General features: G+C 41.9%; 13 protein-coding genes, 1 rRNA gene and 4 pseudogenes. 13 read left to right on the top strand and 5 right to left on the bottom strand.

The genetic code is table 11. From position 1 onward, the window contains the following. The first annotated feature begins 7 nt into the window (after positions 1-7). From rlmD to mprF, 4 genes and pseudogenes are all read left to right on the top strand, one after another. Positions 8-1,382: pseudogene (rlmD, locus tag PCORN_RS11945) on the top strand (23S rRNA (uracil(1939)-C(5))-methyltransferase RlmD). A gap of 16 nt (positions 1,383-1,398) precedes the next feature. After that, complete coding sequence (locus tag PCORN_RS11940) at positions 1,399-1,872, top strand: GNAT family N-acetyltransferase (protein WP_065520136.1); 474 nt, start codon at positions 1,399-1,401, stop codon at positions 1,870-1,872. A 155-nt stretch (positions 1,873-2,027) separates the two neighbouring features. After that, positions 2,028-2,723 carry a VanZ family protein gene (locus PCORN_RS11935; protein ID WP_036080858.1) on the top strand — a complete coding sequence of 232 codons (696 nt, stop codon included), beginning with the start codon at positions 2,028-2,030 and terminating at the stop codon, positions 2,721-2,723. Positions 2,724-2,737: 14 nt separating this feature from the next. Next, complete coding sequence (gene mprF, locus PCORN_RS11930; protein ID WP_036080958.1) at positions 2,738-5,341, top strand: bifunctional lysylphosphatidylglycerol flippase/synthetase MprF; 2,604 nt, start codon at positions 2,738-2,740, stop codon at positions 5,339-5,341. Between the two features lie 46 nt (positions 5,342-5,387). On the opposite strand, the gene PCORN_RS11925 is transcribed toward mprF, so the two are convergent. Next, on the bottom strand, positions 5,388-6,284 hold the full coding sequence (locus tag PCORN_RS11925; RefSeq protein WP_036080855.1) for a TIGR01777 family oxidoreductase: 897 nt from the start codon (positions 6,282-6,284) through the stop codon (positions 5,388-5,390). Positions 6,285-6,407: 123 nt separating this feature from the next. On the opposite strand from PCORN_RS11925, the pseudogene recX reads away from it, so the two are divergent. Both recX and PCORN_RS11915 read left to right on the top strand, forming a co-directional pair. Further along, positions 6,408-7,222: pseudogene (gene recX, locus PCORN_RS11920) on the top strand (recombination regulator RecX). Next, positions 7,222-7,449 (top strand): YfhJ family protein, encoded by a 228-nt coding sequence (locus PCORN_RS11915; protein WP_036080852.1) that lies wholly within the window; start codon positions 7,222-7,224, stop codon positions 7,447-7,449. The pseudogene recX and the gene PCORN_RS11915 overlap by 1 nt, the downstream one beginning before the upstream one ends. 47 nt (positions 7,450-7,496) lie before the next feature. Here the strand turns inward: PCORN_RS11915 and PCORN_RS11910 are convergent, their stop codons facing one another. Then, positions 7,497-8,477 (bottom strand): metal-dependent hydrolase, encoded by a 981-nt coding sequence (locus PCORN_RS11910; protein WP_036080849.1) that lies wholly within the window; start codon positions 8,475-8,477, stop codon positions 7,497-7,499. A gap of 211 nt (positions 8,478-8,688) precedes the next feature. Here PCORN_RS11910 and mutY point away from each other — a divergent pair. The 3 genes and pseudogenes from mutY (at position 8,689) to ntdP (ending at position 11,438) form a co-directional block, all read left to right on the top strand. After that, positions 8,689-9,788 (top strand): annotated as a pseudogene (gene mutY, locus PCORN_RS11905) (A/G-specific adenine glycosylase). Beyond that, the gene (gene fabL, locus PCORN_RS11900; protein WP_036080847.1) at positions 9,785-10,531 is read left to right on the top strand and encodes an enoyl-[acyl-carrier-protein] reductase FabL; all 747 of its coding nucleotides are present in this window, start codon (positions 9,785-9,787) and stop codon (positions 10,529-10,531) included. Before mutY ends, fabL begins: the two are co-directional and overlap by 4 nt. A gap of 379 nt (positions 10,532-10,910) precedes the next feature. Next, a complete protein-coding gene (ntdP, locus tag PCORN_RS11895; protein ID WP_036062731.1) occupies positions 10,911-11,438 on the top strand; it encodes a nucleoside tri-diphosphate phosphatase in 528 nt (175 codons plus the stop codon). Positions 11,439-11,504: 66 nt separating this feature from the next. On the opposite strand, the gene PCORN_RS11890 is transcribed toward ntdP, so the two are convergent. Further along, positions 11,505-12,176, bottom strand: a complete 672-nt coding sequence (locus PCORN_RS11890) for an NAD(P)H-dependent oxidoreductase (RefSeq protein ID WP_036080841.1) — start codon at positions 12,174-12,176, stop codon at positions 11,505-11,507. A gap of 117 nt (positions 12,177-12,293) precedes the next feature. On the opposite strand from PCORN_RS11890, the gene PCORN_RS11885 reads away from it, so the two are divergent. Then, positions 12,294-12,665 (top strand): winged helix-turn-helix transcriptional regulator, encoded by a 372-nt coding sequence (locus PCORN_RS11885; protein WP_149024343.1) that lies wholly within the window; start codon positions 12,294-12,296, stop codon positions 12,663-12,665. 21 nt (positions 12,666-12,686) lie between these two features. On the opposite strand, the gene PCORN_RS11880 is transcribed toward PCORN_RS11885, so the two are convergent. Both PCORN_RS11880 and PCORN_RS11875 read right to left on the bottom strand, forming a co-directional pair. Then, positions 12,687-13,772 (bottom strand): aromatic acid exporter family protein, encoded by a 1,086-nt coding sequence (locus PCORN_RS11880; RefSeq protein ID WP_036080837.1) that lies wholly within the window; start codon positions 13,770-13,772, stop codon positions 12,687-12,689. A 66-nt stretch (positions 13,773-13,838) separates the two neighbouring features. Then, positions 13,839-15,131 carry a glutamate-1-semialdehyde 2,1-aminomutase gene (locus tag PCORN_RS11875; protein ID WP_036080835.1) on the bottom strand — a complete coding sequence of 431 codons (1,293 nt, stop codon included), beginning with the start codon at positions 15,129-15,131 and terminating at the stop codon, positions 13,839-13,841. Positions 15,132-15,282: 151 nt separating this feature from the next. Between PCORN_RS11875 and PCORN_RS11870 the strand changes: the two genes are divergently transcribed. From PCORN_RS11870 to PCORN_RS11865, 3 genes and pseudogenes are all read left to right on the top strand, one after another. Further along, the gene (locus tag PCORN_RS11870) at positions 15,283-16,227 is read left to right on the top strand and encodes a D-2-hydroxyacid dehydrogenase (RefSeq protein ID WP_036080953.1); all 945 of its coding nucleotides are present in this window, start codon (positions 15,283-15,285) and stop codon (positions 16,225-16,227) included. Positions 16,228-16,323: 96 nt separating this feature from the next. After that, positions 16,324-16,771, top strand: a pseudogene (gene perR / locus PCORN_RS18565) (peroxide-responsive transcriptional repressor PerR). 551 nt (positions 16,772-17,322) lie between these two features. Then, a 16S ribosomal RNA gene (locus PCORN_RS11865) occupies positions 17,323-17,448 on the top strand; the annotation flags it as partial.

Genomic DNA, 17,448 nt, shown 5'->3' with positions numbered 1-17,448 from the left:
AATTATTTTGAGCGAAAATCCAGTAACAGAAGGTCAACAATTCCCACTAACGATTAAACGGATTGGTATTAACGGCGAAGGCATCGGCTATTTCAAAAGATCTGTCGTGTTCGTGACCGGCGCCCTAACAGGAGAAGAAGTCGTGGTCGAGGCTACCAAAGTCAATCCACGCTACACGGAAGCAAAAATCCGCAAAATTCGTAAAAAATCACCACACCGCGTGACACCACCATGCCCAGTCTACGATGCATGCGGCGGCTGTCAATTACAACATTTGTCATACCCAGAACAACTGCAAATGAAAAAAGACCTTATTGTACAATCCATCGAAAAACATACACGTTTCCACTTAGAACAAATCAAGATTCGCGACACGATTGGTATGGGAAATCCTTGGGGCTACCGCAATAAAAGCCAATTCCAAGTGCGGGAAATCGATGATGTGGTTGAAGCCGGCCTATTTGGTGCCGAAAGCCACGAGTTAGTGCCAATCGAAAACTGCATCGTGCAGCACCCAGACACTGTGAAAGTCACTAATTTTGTACGCGATTTACTGGAAGAGCTCGAGATTCCAATCTATGAAGAACAACGAAATAGCGGCATCGTTCGAACAATTGTCGTTCGCACAGGGATTAAAACCGGTGAGATTCAACTTGTCCTTGTCACGAACAGTAAGAAATTACCACGAAAACGCGAGTTAATTGAGCGCACCCAAGCAGCGTTCCCAGAAGTCGTTTCCATTATGCAAAACGTCAATCAGGCAAAAACGTCCTTGATTTTCGGCGAAGAAACGCTCTTCCTTGCAGGGAAAGAAAAAATCACCGAGAAGCTAGGCGAAATCGAATTCGATCTTTCTGCGCGTGCCTTTTTCCAGTTGAACCCATCGCAAACCGAGAAGCTTTACCGCGAAGTAGCGCGTGCCATTCGCCTGACAGGTAACGAAAAAAATTGTCGATGCCTACTGTGGTGTTGGAACCATTGGACTTTCCTTGGCGAAACGGGCAGCAGAAGTACGGGGTATGGATACTATTGCAGAATCCATCGAGGATGCGAAAGCAAATGCCGCGCGCGCAGGAATAACAAATGTCAGCTTTGAAACCGGAAAAGCAGAAGAAGTATTCCCGAAATGGATCAAAGCAGGCTTCAAACCAGATGCCATTGTGGTCGATCCGCCACGTGTTGGCTGCGAAGATCTGTTACTTCAATCCATTCTGCGGACAAATGCGAAACAAATTGTCTACGTATCATGTAATCCATCTACACTTGCACGCGATATTCAGGTTCTATCTAAAAAATACAATGTGAAATACATCCAACCGCTAGACATGTTCCCACACACCGCGCATGTGGAAAGTATCACTGTTTTAACCTTAAAAAATTAAGCGAGGAGGGCTTCCTTTGACAATCCAACTACAACTATTCCAAAATGAAACAACGCAAATAGAAGCCCTCAAGAATTATACACTCACGAATGATGAATTCTCGGCGCATCCACTTGAGATTTTGGAGCAAGCTGCCAAGACGAGTAGTTATCACTGCACCCTGATTTCCGATAATGGAATCATTGCGGGCTTTTTCGTTCTAGACAGTGGCAACGACCTAACGACGTACACCGCAGAACCGAATGCACTACTTTTGCGTGGCTATTCGATTGATTCGACATTCCAAGGCCGAGGGTATGGAACAAAGTCCTTAGCTATATTAAAAGACTATGTACGCGCTAATTTTAAAGGAATTGCCAGTGTTGTTTTAGCGGTTAACAAACGAAATATCCCAGCACAAAAATTATATTTAAAAAGCGGTTTTACCGAAACACAACGCGTTGTCTTAGGACCGCGCGGCGAGCAATTTGTTTACGAACTGAGAATATAAGGAACAAGAATAGAGAATGGGGAGACGTACATCAATCCTCGTTCTCCATTTTTGAATCACCTTGCAATAATGTAAGGGTGACAAGTCTTTTCATTATTAGCGTTATTTGTTAAACTAAGGAAGACAATTAGACCATAAGAAAGCGTGGCAGATCTATGAAAAATGACAAAATTCGGTTTCTCGTTCTGATGATTCCGATTTTATATATGGCTTACGGTATATTTTTAGCAATCGATTTCGGTAGCAAAGCAGAGATGATTAATGTCATTGTCAACGGTACAATCCTTGGGGCTTGCTCGATTTTCATTATTTGGAAGGCGAAATTAAGAAATACAGTGGATGTGATTTGGCTAGCAACGTTCATTCTCTATCTGTTTATTTTGCATCATCTCGTTACATATATTTCGGCAGGAGATATTCTAAAAAGCACGTACACAGGAGGATTTCATATCCAACATGAATTGGTAAACCTTGTGCCATTTACGACGATTGAAAATACAGTACACCAAACGTTACCGACGATGCCAACGATGCCAACGATCATTCAGCTACTCGGAAATGTCTTGTTACTTGCACCATTGACATTTTTTCTACTCTATTTTCAAATTACCAAAAGAATCGGGATGACACTCTTACTCGCCTTGTTTATTTCTACAGGAATCGAGCTCGTTCAATTCCTTCAAACCACGATCATCACAGGTTTTAGTGGCATAACATTGCCAGAAAATCGTTCGACAGATATAGACGACATTATTCTAAATACACTGAGCGGCTTGCTAGGGGTTCTTGCGGCGCTATGTATACCAAGCGTGAGAAAGCGAAAAAAAATAACATTGAAATGGGAAAAGTGAAGGGAATTGGTATGATGAAGGAAAGGTTAGCAAAACTTATAGCATGGTTCCAGGAAAACAGTCTGAAGGCTAAGATTATATTTATCGTCTTTGTACTCGCGTTTGTCGTATACGAAGTGATTAGTATTGGAACAACCACCGATTTTGGCGCTTTAAAAGATAACTTAACATCACAGAGCCCAGAAAATATCTTGATTATGATTGCAGTGGGACTTATTGCTGTAACACCAATGCTCATCTATGATTTTGTCATCGTGAAACTCCTGCCAGGCAAGTTTCCGACGAGTCACATTATTACATCTGGCTGGATTACGAACACATTTACGAATATTGGAGGATTCGGTGGCGTGCTAGGAGCCTCTCTACGCGCCAATTTTTACGGCAAAAATGCCGATCACAAGCAAATCCTTTTAGCTATTTCAAAAATTGCCTTATTTCTCGTATCCGGCTTGTCTTTATATTGCCTCATTGGCCTAGTAATGCTATTTATTCCAGGATTCGCCGATCATTTCCGTAGCTACTGGCCTTGGCTTGTCGGCGGCGGATTATATTTCCCAATCCTATTCTTCTTCACAAAATGGAAAAGCAAAACATTATTTGAAGATTTACCGCTAAAACGTGAATTGCTACTTATTTTGGCGTCACTATTAGAGTGGGCGTTTGCATTCGGTTGCTTCATCATTATCGGCGTACTCATGAACGAACCGGTCGACGTTGCTAAAGTATTCCCGCTTTTCGTTATTGCATCTGTTATCGGGATTGCATCGATGGTACCCGGAGGCGTTGGTACGTTTGACGTCGTGATGATTCTCGGACTTGAAAAGCTTGGCGTACCGACGGACCTCAGTGTTGCATGGTTGCTGTTTTATCGTATTTTCTACTATATTATTCCTTTCGCAGCGGGACTCCTATTCTTCGTCCAAAAAGCCGGGAAGAAGTTCAACGACTATTTAGAAGGTCTACCAACCCTATTCCTACAAAAACTAGCGTACCGCTTCCTCGTTTTATTCGTGTATTTCGCTGGACTCATGTTGATCATTTCTGCGGCTATCCCAAACGCTATCTACCATTTACCGTTGCTTTACAAACTAGCACCATTCAGCCTTTTCTTCGTATCCCAAATCACGATCATAGCTTTTGGGTTCCTGTTATTAGGATTGGCTCGAGGTATTGAAAGTAAAGTCACCAAAGCCTACGTAACGACTATCGTTGTGCTAGGTTGCGCGATTTTCAATACATTAGCTCAAGGATTTTCCATCAAAGCAGCAATTTTTCTTGGAATTGTATTGGTTTGCGTCTACTTGGCACGTCATGAATTTTACCGAGAAAAACTTGTCTATACATGGAGTAAAATCATTTTCGATAGTTCCTTATTTTTAGTCTGTTTAATCGGCTACGTCCTAATCGGTGTTTACAACTCACCAAAAGTACCACATCACCGCAAAATCCCCGATTATCTACTGATTCCATCCGAACATGTTTGGATTACAGGATTCATTGGTGTGGGCATCGCTATTATCAGCCTTATTGTTATTTTCTACTACTTCTCGACAACGAGTGTTACCATTGGAGAACCATTCGATGCGAGACGTTTGCGAGCTCATTTGGCCAAATACAAAGGCAACGAAGTAACACACACTATGTTCATGCGCGACAAATTGCTTTTCTGGTCCAAAGATGATAAAGTCGTGTTTCCATTCCAACTCAGAGCCGATAAAATGGTCATCATGGGAGAGCCAGTCGGGGATAGAGATAATCTTGAAGAAGCACTGGAAGAACTGATGCTATATGCCGACCGCTTTGGTTACCGCCCAGTTTTCTATGAAGTTGATGTCGACATGTTGGCATTCCTTCACGATCATGGCTTTGATTTCATGAAAATCGGTGAAGAAGGTTTCGTATCCTTACCCGAATTCACGCTAACTGGTAAGAAACGCAAAGGCGAGCGTGCCTTGATGAACAAATTTGAGCGGGAAGGTTATACCTTTGAAATTATTGAGCCAAGTTTTGATGAAAAAACAATTCAGCGACTCCGCGAAATTTCGGATGATTGGCTAGGAGACAGATCCGAAAAAGGATTCTCACTCGGCTACTTTGATGTGTATTATTTGGAACAAGCGCCAATCGCAATCGCGCGAGATGCCGATGGTGAAATCATTGCCTTTGCTTCCATCATGCCATGCTATAACGACGAAATGACGTCCATCGATTTAATGCGCTACGGTCAAGAGGCCCCGAGCGGTATCATGGATTTCCTATTCATCAATCTATTCCTAAAAGGGCAAGAAGAAGGCTATCAAATTTTCAATGCAGGAATGGCGCCACTTTCCAACGTAGGTTCCTCGCAGTTCGCCTTTTTAGGAGAACGATTGGCAGGTCTCGTTTACCGCTATAGTCAAGGCTTTTACGGCTTCCAAGGATTACGCAATTACAAATCAAAATACGTAACGACTTGGGTTCAAAAATTTGTTGCGTTCCGAAAACGAAGCTCAATCGCTTTCACGATGTTGCAGCTAATGGTGCTCGTAAGCAAAAAGAGACCCCTATCTAAAGCGCAAATCGTAGAAGACATCCCAGAAGAGATAGAACCGACAGTAATCATAGAAGAATCCAAATAAAAACAGGCGTTAGGAGACAGCAAAAAATCTCTTAACGCCTGTTTTTCTATTCTTGCACTAAATCCGCCAATGCCTCCTCAATCTGAGGGAATCGAAACGTGAAATTTTGATTGAGAAGTTTTTGTGGATACACACGTTGTCCTTCCAAAATAAGCAGCGCCCGTTCACCCATTGCAAAGCGAATCATTGAGGCAGGCGTTGCAACTTTTGCTGGTCGTTTCATCGTTTGACCGAGCAATTCTGCAAATTTTTTCTGCTGAACGGGATGCGGTGCCGTCACATTCACCGCACCTTCGAATTTCTCAGAATCCATAATAAACAAAATCGCCGCGACCACATCATCAATATGAATCCACGAATACCACTGATTTCCTTCACCAAGCGGTCCACCGATTAAAAAAGCGAACTGTTTCGTAAGTAGCGGCAATGATCCGCCATCCTTACCCAGAATCAAACCAAACCTCGTAAACACCGTCGGAATTCCTGATGCCCGAGCAGCTTTTTCCCAAGAAATAACCGTCTCCGCAAGAAAATTATCAGCGGCCACATGTTCCTCCGTATCCAGAAAGAAAGTCGTTTGTGATGTAGGATATACACCAATCGCACTCGCATTCATCAACAAGCGAGGCTTTGGCTGCAAATCATGGATAATCCGCACAAGTTCCGTCGTCGCATCCACACGACTGTCTAAAACCAACTGTTTCCGATCCGGCGTCCAACGCTTATCCGCAATACCCGCGCCAGCCAGATTAATACATATATCAATAGATACACCTGCCAAATCCGGCAGAGCGCCATCCAACCACTTTATATAATGTACATTTTCTGAATCTACCTCGTTATTCCGGCGTGTCAAAATATAAACAACATGTCCCTTATTCACAAGCGCAGGAACGAGATGATGCCCAATAAAACCAGTACCGCCAGTCATTAAAATATTCATATGTCAATCACTCCTAACGTGTCAGCGTTTGTCAATACACTGCTTTTCTATTACTTTTCCCTTTAAGATAGCTTTAAAACGATTTTTTGCGTATGATAGAGTAGAGAAGAGGAGGCGATAACGATGAAAATTACATCTATTTCGCAACAACAAAAAAAATAAAGAGCGGTATAACATCTTTGTTGCCGGAAAATATTTATTCAGTGTCGATGAGGTCGTGCTTACAAAGTACCAACTTTTTAAGGACCGAGAGCTAACGGACGAAGAACTATCTGAAATTCAAGAAGAGGATGCAATTCGCCGCGGCTTGAACAAAGCAATCCAATATTTAGCCCATCGTGTGCGCTCCGAAAAGGAAATCCGTACACACTTAACAAAAGCCGAGATGGAACCCGATGAAATCAGTCTTGTTATCAAACGTCTCGCAGAAATGAAATACATCAATGACTTGGAGTTCGCGCACCTGTATGTTCGCACCCAAGTAAACACAACCTCAAAAGGACCTCGTCAAATCGAGCGCGAACTTGTGACTAAAGGCGTTACCCGTGAGTACATTGAAGAAGCACTAGTTGATTTTAAAGACGACACTCAATTAGAAAACGCCGTCAAACTAGCAGCCAAAATCGTCAATCGTAGCCGTAAATCAGCAAAACGCCAATTACAACAAAAATTAATCACCGAGCTCATCCAGAAAGGCTACACAACCGATTTGGCCAAAGAAGCAAGCGCTATTGCACTCGAAGACTTTTCAGAAGAGCAAGAACAAGACGTATTAGGCGAGCAATTAAACAAGCTACTACAACGAAATCGGCGCTTAGGCCCAGCCAAATGCCGACAAAAAAACAATCACATCCCTATTACAAAAGGGGTTTTCCTATGATACCATTCAGGATTATATGCGTGAACACGAATTAGATTTTGAAGAGGAGCAAGATTAATGCAAACATATTTTGAGAAACTAAAGCAAGAACTACTAGCAATAAATCCAAACTTTACCGAAGACGAAGCTTTGTGGTGGGTGGAGATGCTATGGACCGATTTTGAAGCAAGCTATGCGAAGGCAGGCTATCCATACCGCGGCAATGAATACACGTATGATTACGTATCCAAACAAATAAAACAACATGGCGCATCACTACATTTGGTAGAACGCAAAGAACGGTAAGTAAAAGGCCTTCTCGATTTCCATGCGAGAAGGCCTTTTTTCAAAACTTAGTCTGTTGCAGGATGTAGTTTCTTGTGAAGTTTTTCGTCGCTGAAAATCCAGCCAGTGTAAGACGATATAATTTGTAAATCATCATCAAGTTTGACTACCGCAACGAATGGATAGTGTCCGTTACTACGATATCTTAAATCCGTATAAGTAACATATGTGCCATCCATTTTTTCTTCGATACGCCAATTATAAACTTTAGAGAAGGATACAAATGCCGTCAAGTTCTTATCTTTCATCGCTGCGTGGATAATATCGTTATCGGGAACTGGTAAGCGATCAAATTTCTCATAAATCGAAATGGTACGCTTAAAAGCTCGTCCGACATAGTAGTGATCTTTCGTTGTTACCGCAACACGCCACTGGAAGAAACGAATCGTAGAAGCAACAATAATTTCCTCTGAGTCTGGAATCATATTTTTGACCGCGTGGGTAATGACTTTCTGCGTGACGAACCTTGCTACATAATAAAGCGCCAAAATCGCGTATAACGTAAAGAACGTTGGTAAAGCAGGAGCTCCAAGTAGCCAAAGAACGATAGCTACAACGTGAGAGCTGAAAATAAAGATATCAAAGGTATTGATAAACCCGAAGGCGACCCAGGTATCTTTAAATGGCCTCAATGCCTGTGTTCCATACGCGTTGAAAATGTCGACAAATATATGCAGCCCTACCGCGACGAAGGTCCATAGCAAGAGATGCCAGAACGGTGCAGCCGGAAAAATAAAAGCAAGAATAGCAGAAAGCAAGAGCGGCCAGATTGCGAGACCTGGAAGCGAATGCGTGATTCCACGATGGTTACGAATATAATCCGCATTATTTTTTAGTTTAAGAACAGTATCAATGTCCGGTATTTGTGATCCAATAATAGTGGCTGTCATGATACCAATGGCAGCGGAACTCCCTACAATAGCAGGGTCGATCGCCGTAGCTACAGCGCCGAGTGCAATTCCCATAACAACATGTGTGCCAGTGTCCAAGAGACTTCCTCCTCTTCTAAGAGCAATCCTAAAATCAATGCTTGCATCTTATTAAAACTTCCGTGAAGGCAATTGGCTGTCCAATCGCATCTTGATTCTGTATAATGATAACGTTGCTTAAAATCAAGTATCAGAAGTTTTTTCATACTTATATTATACTACAGAATACCCGAAAACACGCATTAGAAAACCATGAGAATATACACAAAAAATGAGGAGTAAATACAAGATGGAATGGAAAAAAAGAAAAGGTAATTGCTTTCAGGTCGGCCTTAATTGACTGGTATGAAGCGAACAAGAGGGTTTTGCCGTGGCGTGAAAATACAGATCCTTACCGGATTTGGGTCTCTGAAATTATGTTGCAGCAGACAAAAGTAGACACAGTTATGCCATATTTTGAGCGATTCATGACCTGGTTCCCAACGATGAAAGATTTTGCGGATGCACCTGAGGAACGTATTTTGAAAGCATGGGAAGGTCTTGGTTATTATTCGCGCGTCCGTAATCTACAGGCTGCGATGAAGACAGTAGTGACCGAGATGGATGGCGTTGTGCCAAGTGATTTAGACGGAATTCTCGCGCTAAAAGGTGTCGGTCCATATACAGCCGGCGCCGTGCTCAGCATTGCTTACGAAAAACCAGAACCAGCCGTTGATGGTAATGTTATGCGAGTCATATCGCGCATTTTGGAAATTGATGATGACATTATGAAGCAAAAAACACGGAAGAAATTCGAAGCCGCACTTTATCCGCTCATTGATCCAGAAAAACCAGGCGAGTTTAACCAAGCTCTAATGGAAATTGGCGCGCTTGTTTGTACACCAAAAAAAACCGATGTGCCTCATTTGTCCATTGCAAGAGTTTTGTGAAGCGCATAAGGTTGGGAAAGAAGAAGCCTATCCAGTCAAAATTAAGAAAACGAAAGTGAAGAAGGTATTCCTATCAAGCGTCATCGTTCAGGTAGGAGAAGACCAATTCATCATTGAACAGCGCCCAGAAACAGGCTTGCTCGCTAACTTGTGGCAATTTCCAACCGTGGAATTGACGGAAAACCACGAAACAATGAAACTAGCCTTTTTGCAACAATATGGCATCGAGCTTGAAGTCGAGGCTGAGCCAATCACACATGTAAAACATATATTCTCACATCTAGTCTGGGAAGTGAATGTGTTCGTAGCGCAAGCGATCACCACACAAACCTCAGATTTAAAATTAAAAACGGTCACAAAAGCCGAAATGGAGCATCTAGCTTTTCCAGTTCCATATCAAAAAATGTGGCAAGCATTTCTAAAGGGGGAAACAGTACAATGAATAAAGTAGCACTAGTAACAGGAAGCAGTCGTGGAATCGGGAGGGAAATCGCGCTTGAGCTTGCAAAACAAGGATATGATATCGCGATTAATTTTGCCAGAAGTCGTAGTAAGGCCGAAGAAGTAGCAAAAGAAGTCGAGGCACTAGGCCAAAAAGCGATTCTTGTACGCGCTAACGTTGGAGATATCGCGAAACTAAAAGGTATGTTTGAAGAAATAGATGACGCATTTGGGCGACTAGATGTACTCGTAAACAATGCAGCGAGCGGCGTTTTACGACCAATTATGGAGTTGAACGAGTCACATTGGGATTGGACGATGGATATCAACGCGAAGGCGCTCCTTTTTGCGAGTCAAGAAGCCGCGAAACGCATGCAAAAAACAGGTGGTGGAAAAATTGTGAGTCTGAGCTCAGTGGGCGCGATTCGCTATTTAGAAAATTATACAACGGTTGGTGTCTCGAAAGCGGCTGTTGAATCACTGACACGCTATTTGGCTGTGGAATTAGCGCCACTTGGAATTTCGGTTAATGCTGTGTCCGGTGGGTTAATCGAAACAGAAGCGCTAGATCATTTTCCAAATAGAGAAGAATTGCTAGCGGACGCCATTGCCAAAACTCCAGCAGGGCGTATGGTAGAGGCGGATGACTTGGTGAAAGTAGTTTCGTTTTTAGTTAGTGATCAAGCAGATATGATTCGTGGACAGACGATTATTGTTGATGGGGGAAGGACGTTGTTGGTTTAACGAGAATATCAGGGAATTCATAAATCAGAGGTGTGCGATGTTTTGGCTTGTATGCTTAAGGAAGGGAAATCAAATGTAGTTGTTTGGCAATTCTATTGAGTTATGTGGTTATTCGAGTCCGGCAATCATAGGAGCGTGGGTGCTTTTGGTGTTGACGTATCATCATTTCGCGATCCAGCTTCAAGAGCCAGCCTCTCGGAAATTTCGTGGCCTCCGTAAAAATCAAAAGAGGATTTTCACTACGCCCCCTAACAATTTCTGTCGAGGCTAAACGGGCTCTTTCCGCTTTTCGTGTCTTTTCAGTTTTTTTGCAACGGATTGCGTGGTATAATGGAAAAGGATGTTGGATCGATAGTACATGGAGAAAGTAGGATATTGGATGTACTTACCTAAAGAGAAAGAAATAATTCAAATCAAAAGCTACAAACACGACGGCTCACTTCATCGTACTTGGAAAAAAACGGTTGTTTTGAAATCAACGGAAAACGTTATTATCGGTGGGAATGATCATACCTTAGTGGTAGAATCAGATGGCCGAAAGTGGGTAACTCGCGAGCCTGCCATTTGCTATTTTCACAGTGAATACTGGTTTAATGTGATTTCAATGATTCGAGAAGACGGGATTTATCATTATTGTAACCTAGGTACGCCTTTTGCATCAGACGAGGAAGCGGTTAAGTATATCGATTACGATTTGGATATCAAGGTATTTCCAGATGGTCGCTTCCACTTGCTAGATGAAGGCGAATACGAGCAACATAGACGACAAATGAAATATCCTGACTCTATCGACCGTATACTAAGGCACAATGTAGATGTCCTTTCGCACTGGATTCTGGACAAAAAAGGTCCGTTTTCAAAAGATTACATCGACATTTGGTATGAAAAGTACAAAGAATATCGCTAAATTTAGAGTAAAAAAAACGCAAAACAAGCTCCCATCATCGGAAGCTTGTCTTGCGTTTTTTGTCGTTTAATATACCATTTCAACATGTGCGTCTAGTGATTGACGCGTTTTTTCACGGCTCGGCGTAGCCGCACGATACCCAAATGCAAGCATCGCAGAAACGCCAAACTCATTAGGGTCCACCAAACGCTTCTCAATCAATAGTTTTTCCACCGCACTTCTATCAAAACCTTCAATCGGACAAGAATCAATACCAATCGCAGCGGCACTTGTCATCATGTTTGCCATCGCCAAATACGCTTGCCGGCTAGCCCATTCAAAAACAAGACGATCATCCGCAAGCAAGTCAAAATCATGCGCCAAGAAATTTCTAAAATGATTCGTGTAAACAGCAACTACCTCATCCGGCATTTGAGCAACATTCCGCAAATGGTTCTGAATATAATCAGATTCCGGCGTTAAAGCCTCCTTCGTACGCGCCAACACAATAATAAATTTATCTGCGGTTGGTAACTGGGTTTGCGCACCCCAAGAAAGCGGCATCAATGCTTTACGTAACTCCGCATTCTCAATAATAAGCAATTTCCAAGGCTCGAAACCAAAAGATGAAGGCGATAACCGCGCCGTTTCTAAAATAAATTGAAAATCCTCATCACTCATTTTTTTCGTCGTATCAAATTCCTTACAAGCAAAGCGATAATGGAAAGCATTTAAAATTTCTTGTTTTTTTTGACATATGAAAAATTCCTCCTAATTTGTTTGACTTTCCCAGTATATCAAGTACAATAAAAAAAGATAGTATGCACATTTTTGTTAGGTAGGTACATTTTGTATACTATCATGAGGAGGGGAACGATGCAAAAACGTAAAATTGATTTCTCATGTGGCGCGGATGTCACATCTTCCGTTATCGGCGGCAAATGGAAATTACAAATCCTATTCCGCTTAATGGATAAAACGATTCGCTTCAATGAATTCCGCCGTCTTATACCAGAAATAACCCAACGAATGCTGACATTGCAACTGCGCGAATTAGAAGAAGACGGCATCGTTCACCGCGAAATATACCATCAAATCCCGCCAAAAGTAGAGTATAGCTTAACCGATTTGGGAGAATCGCTCATCCCGCTAGTCCGAGCTATGTGCGATTGGGGGGACATAAACAAGAATACAATCATCAATAACCGCACAATAACCAAGCATACAAAAGAACCGAGCCAGCTATAAACGCCAACTCGGTTTTTCCTGCTATTCATGCACATCAATATCAATCTTATTTTCCGCGTCGTGCCGCAGTTTGAAACTATGAATCAATTTCTCCAAATAATCAACCGTTTCCTGATAAGCAAAGACGCAAGCGATAATCCGCATCAAGTGATATTGATCGATACCCTCATCGTCGTCCTCCTTATCAATCTCCTTCATTTCATTCAAAAATAGCCGCATTAAGTCTGCCGGATCCTGCGAAAAATGCTTTTCTGCATAGTTCAAATCCACCGAAACCTTGTCGATATACGTGAGTAACAACTGCTCATGCGTATCCGTCAAATAATCAATTTGCATCCGAATCAATTCCTGCTTATCGGGAGGTAACTGCAAAAAGTCATTTTCATACCGATGCAAAATTCGCAGCAACTCGTACCCCTTTTGTGAACAAAGAATCATTTGCCTGTACACCGCAATTTTTCGCGACTTAGAAATATTCGTTCGCCGCAAAAAGGTTCGTTCTTCGCGATACAATTCATAATAACTACTCATTTGCGTAATCTGTTTTTGCATCCACTTCATGTCTTTTTTGAGGAGCGGAAAATCTGCTGCATGACGTAAATTCAACTTAATCCAGCGCATAATCTCATCGTTCGTACTATAAATAAACTGGAATAAAGTCACCTCATATTTTGGCGGCAAGAAAATCAAGTTTACGATAAACGCTGCGACAAGGCCAAGCATAATCGTACCAAATCGCGTAAGTGCAATCATTAAAAAGTCACTAGTAGGCGAATCCATCACAATGACGAGCGTCACAAGCGCCAGACCGATTGTTTTTTCAAGTTTGAATTGAATCAACAGCGCCACACAAAGAATCGACGCAATCCCAATCAATATGAAATCATTCCCGATATAAAGCCCAAAGCCAATCGCGATGGCCGCACCAATCACATTCCCTTGCGCCCGTTGTAGAATTTCTAAATAAGACCGATAAATTGATGGTTGCACTGCAAAAATTGCCGAAATCCCTGCTAAAGAAGGAGTAGGGGAGTGACAAAGCTCGGCAATAAAAAGCGCCAAACTGATTGCAATTCCTGTTTTTATAATCCTAGCTCCGAATTTCATCGCTGGTTATTCCTTTCTGTACTCTATTTCTCCTATTATAACCGTTAATCTTGCTTTACAAACCAATCAAAGCGCCATTTTTGCAAAAACACGATCCACAGCTGCAAGCGTATCTTCAATATCAGCTTGCGTATGTGCCGTTGTAATGAACCAAGCCTCATATTTAGAAGGAGCCAACATAATGCCTTCCTCAACCATCAACTTGAAAAATTGGCCAAACTGTTCACCATTCGTCCCCTGCGCATCTTCATAAGTCACGATTTCCTGATCCGTAAAGTAAACCGTCAAAGCCCCTTTAATCTGATTAATCGTGACCGTAATCCCGTGTCTAGCTGCAGCATTTAAAATCCCGTTTTTCAGGCGAACACCAAATTTTTCAAACCGATTATAAATCCCAGCTTCCTGCAAAACTTCCAGACAAGCAATCCCAGACTGAATCGAAGCAGGATTTCCAGCCATCGTACCAGCTTGATATGCCGGGCCTAGCGGAGCGACTTTTTCCATGATATCAACACGTCCACCGTACGCACCAATTGGCAAACCACCACCGATAATTTTTCCGAGCGCTGTCAAATCTGGCGTCACACCTAATAGATTTTGCGCGCCACCATACATAAATCGGAATGCGGTAATAACCTCATCGTAAATAACGAGCGCCCCGGCATCATGCGCCAGCTCATTCACCGTCTCCAAAAAGCCATCTACAGGCCCCACAATCCCGAAGTTTCCAATAATCGGTTCCACTAAAACCGCAGCAACTTGATCACCCCAAATACGAATCGCCTCTTTGAAACTAGCAATATCGTTGAAAGGAACCGTAATCACTTCTTCTGCTGTGGACTTCGTTACACCAGCAGAATCCGGTGTGCCAAGCGTAGAAGGGCCAGAACCGGCTTCCACAAGTACCAAATCAAAATGTCCATGATAGGAGCCAGCAAATTTGATAATCTTATCACGACCAGTATACGCACGTGCCACACGAATCGTTGTCATAACCGCTTCCGTCCCAGAATTCGTAAACCGTACTTTTTCCAAAGAGGGGATAGCTTCCTTCAACATTTTTGCGAAAGTAACCTCATGTCGCGTCGCAGTTCCATATAAAACACCAGTTTCAGCCGCATGTGTAATCGCTTTTGTAATATGAGGGTGCGCATGTCCAGTAATAATCGGTCCATAAGCCGCCAAATAATCGATATACTTATTACCATCGACATCCCAGAAATAAGCGCCATTCGCACGTTCCATCGTCACGGGAGTCCCGCCACCAACACCTTTATAGGAACGCGATGGACTATTAACCCCACCAACAATATGCTTGAGTGCCTCCGTATGTAACTTTTCCGACTCAGAATGGTTCATTTTTGATACATCTCCTTCATTAATGTTTCTTCCCTTCCCATTTTAGTTGAAATAGCGCCAGACTGCAATGAATAGAGGCAAGTTCATTGTAACCGAGACAAAAAGAGTCTAGAATAAAAGTATATAACACGCAGAAAGTGAAGTGATTCCGTTGAAAATACTGTTTACCATGCCAATTCCAGATGACCTAAAAGCAAAGCAACAAGAACAATTTCTAGACCACACATATGAATACATAGAAAATTTGGCATCTTACCAAGCAATAGATACGGTAGACTGCATCGTGTCCTATGGATCAGATATCACAGAACCTATCATTGAAGATGCAAAAGCGCTACGCTGGCTCATGATTTTCTCCGCAGGAATGGAAGAACTTCCTCACACCAAACTCCAAGAAAAATCCATCTTAGTCACTAATGTCCGAGGAATCCATGCAATTCCGATGGCAGAATTCACGATGGCGTATATGTTATCCCATGTGAAACGACTAGCCAATTTTGCAATGAAACAAACGAAAAACAGCTGGGAACGCGACCCAAAAATCGACGAGCTAGCAGAAAAAACTATCATCATCGCTGGAACAGGAGCCATTGGAACTCAAATCGCCCAATTCGCCAAAGCCTTCCAAATGAAGACAATCGGTGTTAACACATCTGGAAAAACTGTTTCACCATTCGATAAAACAGTCTCTATAGAAGAAATACAAACGATCCTCCCAGAAGGTGACTTCATCGTATCTATTCTGCCAGAAACGAGCGCAACCAAATCACTCTACAAAAAAGCTCACTTTGAAGCCATGAAAAACAGCGCCGTATTTATCAATATAGGTCGTGGTTCTGCAGTATCAGAAGAAACACTACTAGACGTAGCAACAAATCAAACAATCGAACATCTCTACTTAGATGTTAGCCCAATCGAGCCATTACCAAAAAATCACGCGCTCTGGAAATTTCCAAACGTCACCATCACACCACACGTATCCGCTCACTCACCAAAGTATCTATATAGAAGCTTCGATATCTGGCTCGAAAATGTTGCAAGATTTCAAAAAGAAGAACCATTATTAAACACTATTAATTTGAATAGAGGGTACTAAAGAAACAATCACGAATCCCAATGTTGACAGAACCAGCCGAAGTTAGGTAGAATAGAGTATATGTACAATCTATTAAATTAAGCAAGGAAGGAGTGCATGACGGTGTCTAATTCTCATTCTCATATACGAGAAGCAATAGATGTCTTGAAAAAAAACTGGAGTCAGAATAACTCCTCAACGTCATGCTATACTTGAATTCTTAATTAATGCCGATACCCATCCTACCGCTGACGAGATTTACAGAGCGCTTGAAGGGAACTTCCCCAATATGAGTGTAGCTACAGTTTACAATAATCTACGCGTATTCCGAGAAGCAGGACTAATTAAAGAATTACCATATGGCGATTCATCCAGCCGTTTTGATTTTTCTACATCCGAACATTATCACGCAATCTGCAATGAATGCGGTAAGATAGTAGATTTTCATTATCCTGGTTTAGACGAAGTAGAACATTTTGCAGCCAGTGTCACAGGGTATGAAGTGAACAAACATCGATTAGAAGTCTACGGAACATGCCCAGAATGTCAAGCCAAAAATATATAATACATCCAGAAAGCCATCACTTCACCCGATTTGATGGTTTTCTTTTTTCTTTTTTGCATAAAAACTATTATATTTATGCAAAAAAAATCTGAATTAACAAATGGCTACATAGCAATGTTTAGCGCATACATTTTTGTGGAATTAGAATACAGTATGAAAAAAAAATCAAATTATTATGCATAACTTGGTTGACATTATCCTGATTAATTGATATATTAGTTCTCGGCGCTACTAACCAACGCTTTAACAAAGAAAAATAACGCAAAATAATTTATACAAAGTTGTTGACAGATAAGTGCTTGAATGGTATGATTTAAAAGTCGCAAAAAACAAAACAACATAAGTGATAGCAACGCGAAAATGACCTTTGAAAACTGAACAGAAACAAAGATAAAACCAATAGAGACAGTGATGTTTCTAGGTAAGAATCGCAGGGCGGAAATAGAAAGCTATTTCCAAAAGTAATACTAGTAAAGTGATTTGCTAGCGAAGTCATTTTGACGCAAGGATCTTATTCACGGTGTTGAATAAGTATTCAGATTCATCTTTATTTTAAAGAGAGTTTGATCCTGGCTCAGGACGAACGCTGGCGGCGTGCCTAATACATGCAAGTCGAACGAACCGACGAAAGAGCTTGCTCTTTCTGACGTTAGTGGCGGACGGGTGAGTAACACGTG

This window comes from Listeria cornellensis FSL F6-0969 (assembly GCF_000525855.1).
In the GTDB taxonomy this organism is placed as follows: Bacteria; Bacillota; Bacilli; order Lactobacillales; family Listeriaceae; genus Listeria_A; species Listeria_A cornellensis.
The sequence above is the reverse complement of the archived record's forward strand: the minus strand, read 5'-3'. Positions and strand labels throughout refer to the sequence as shown.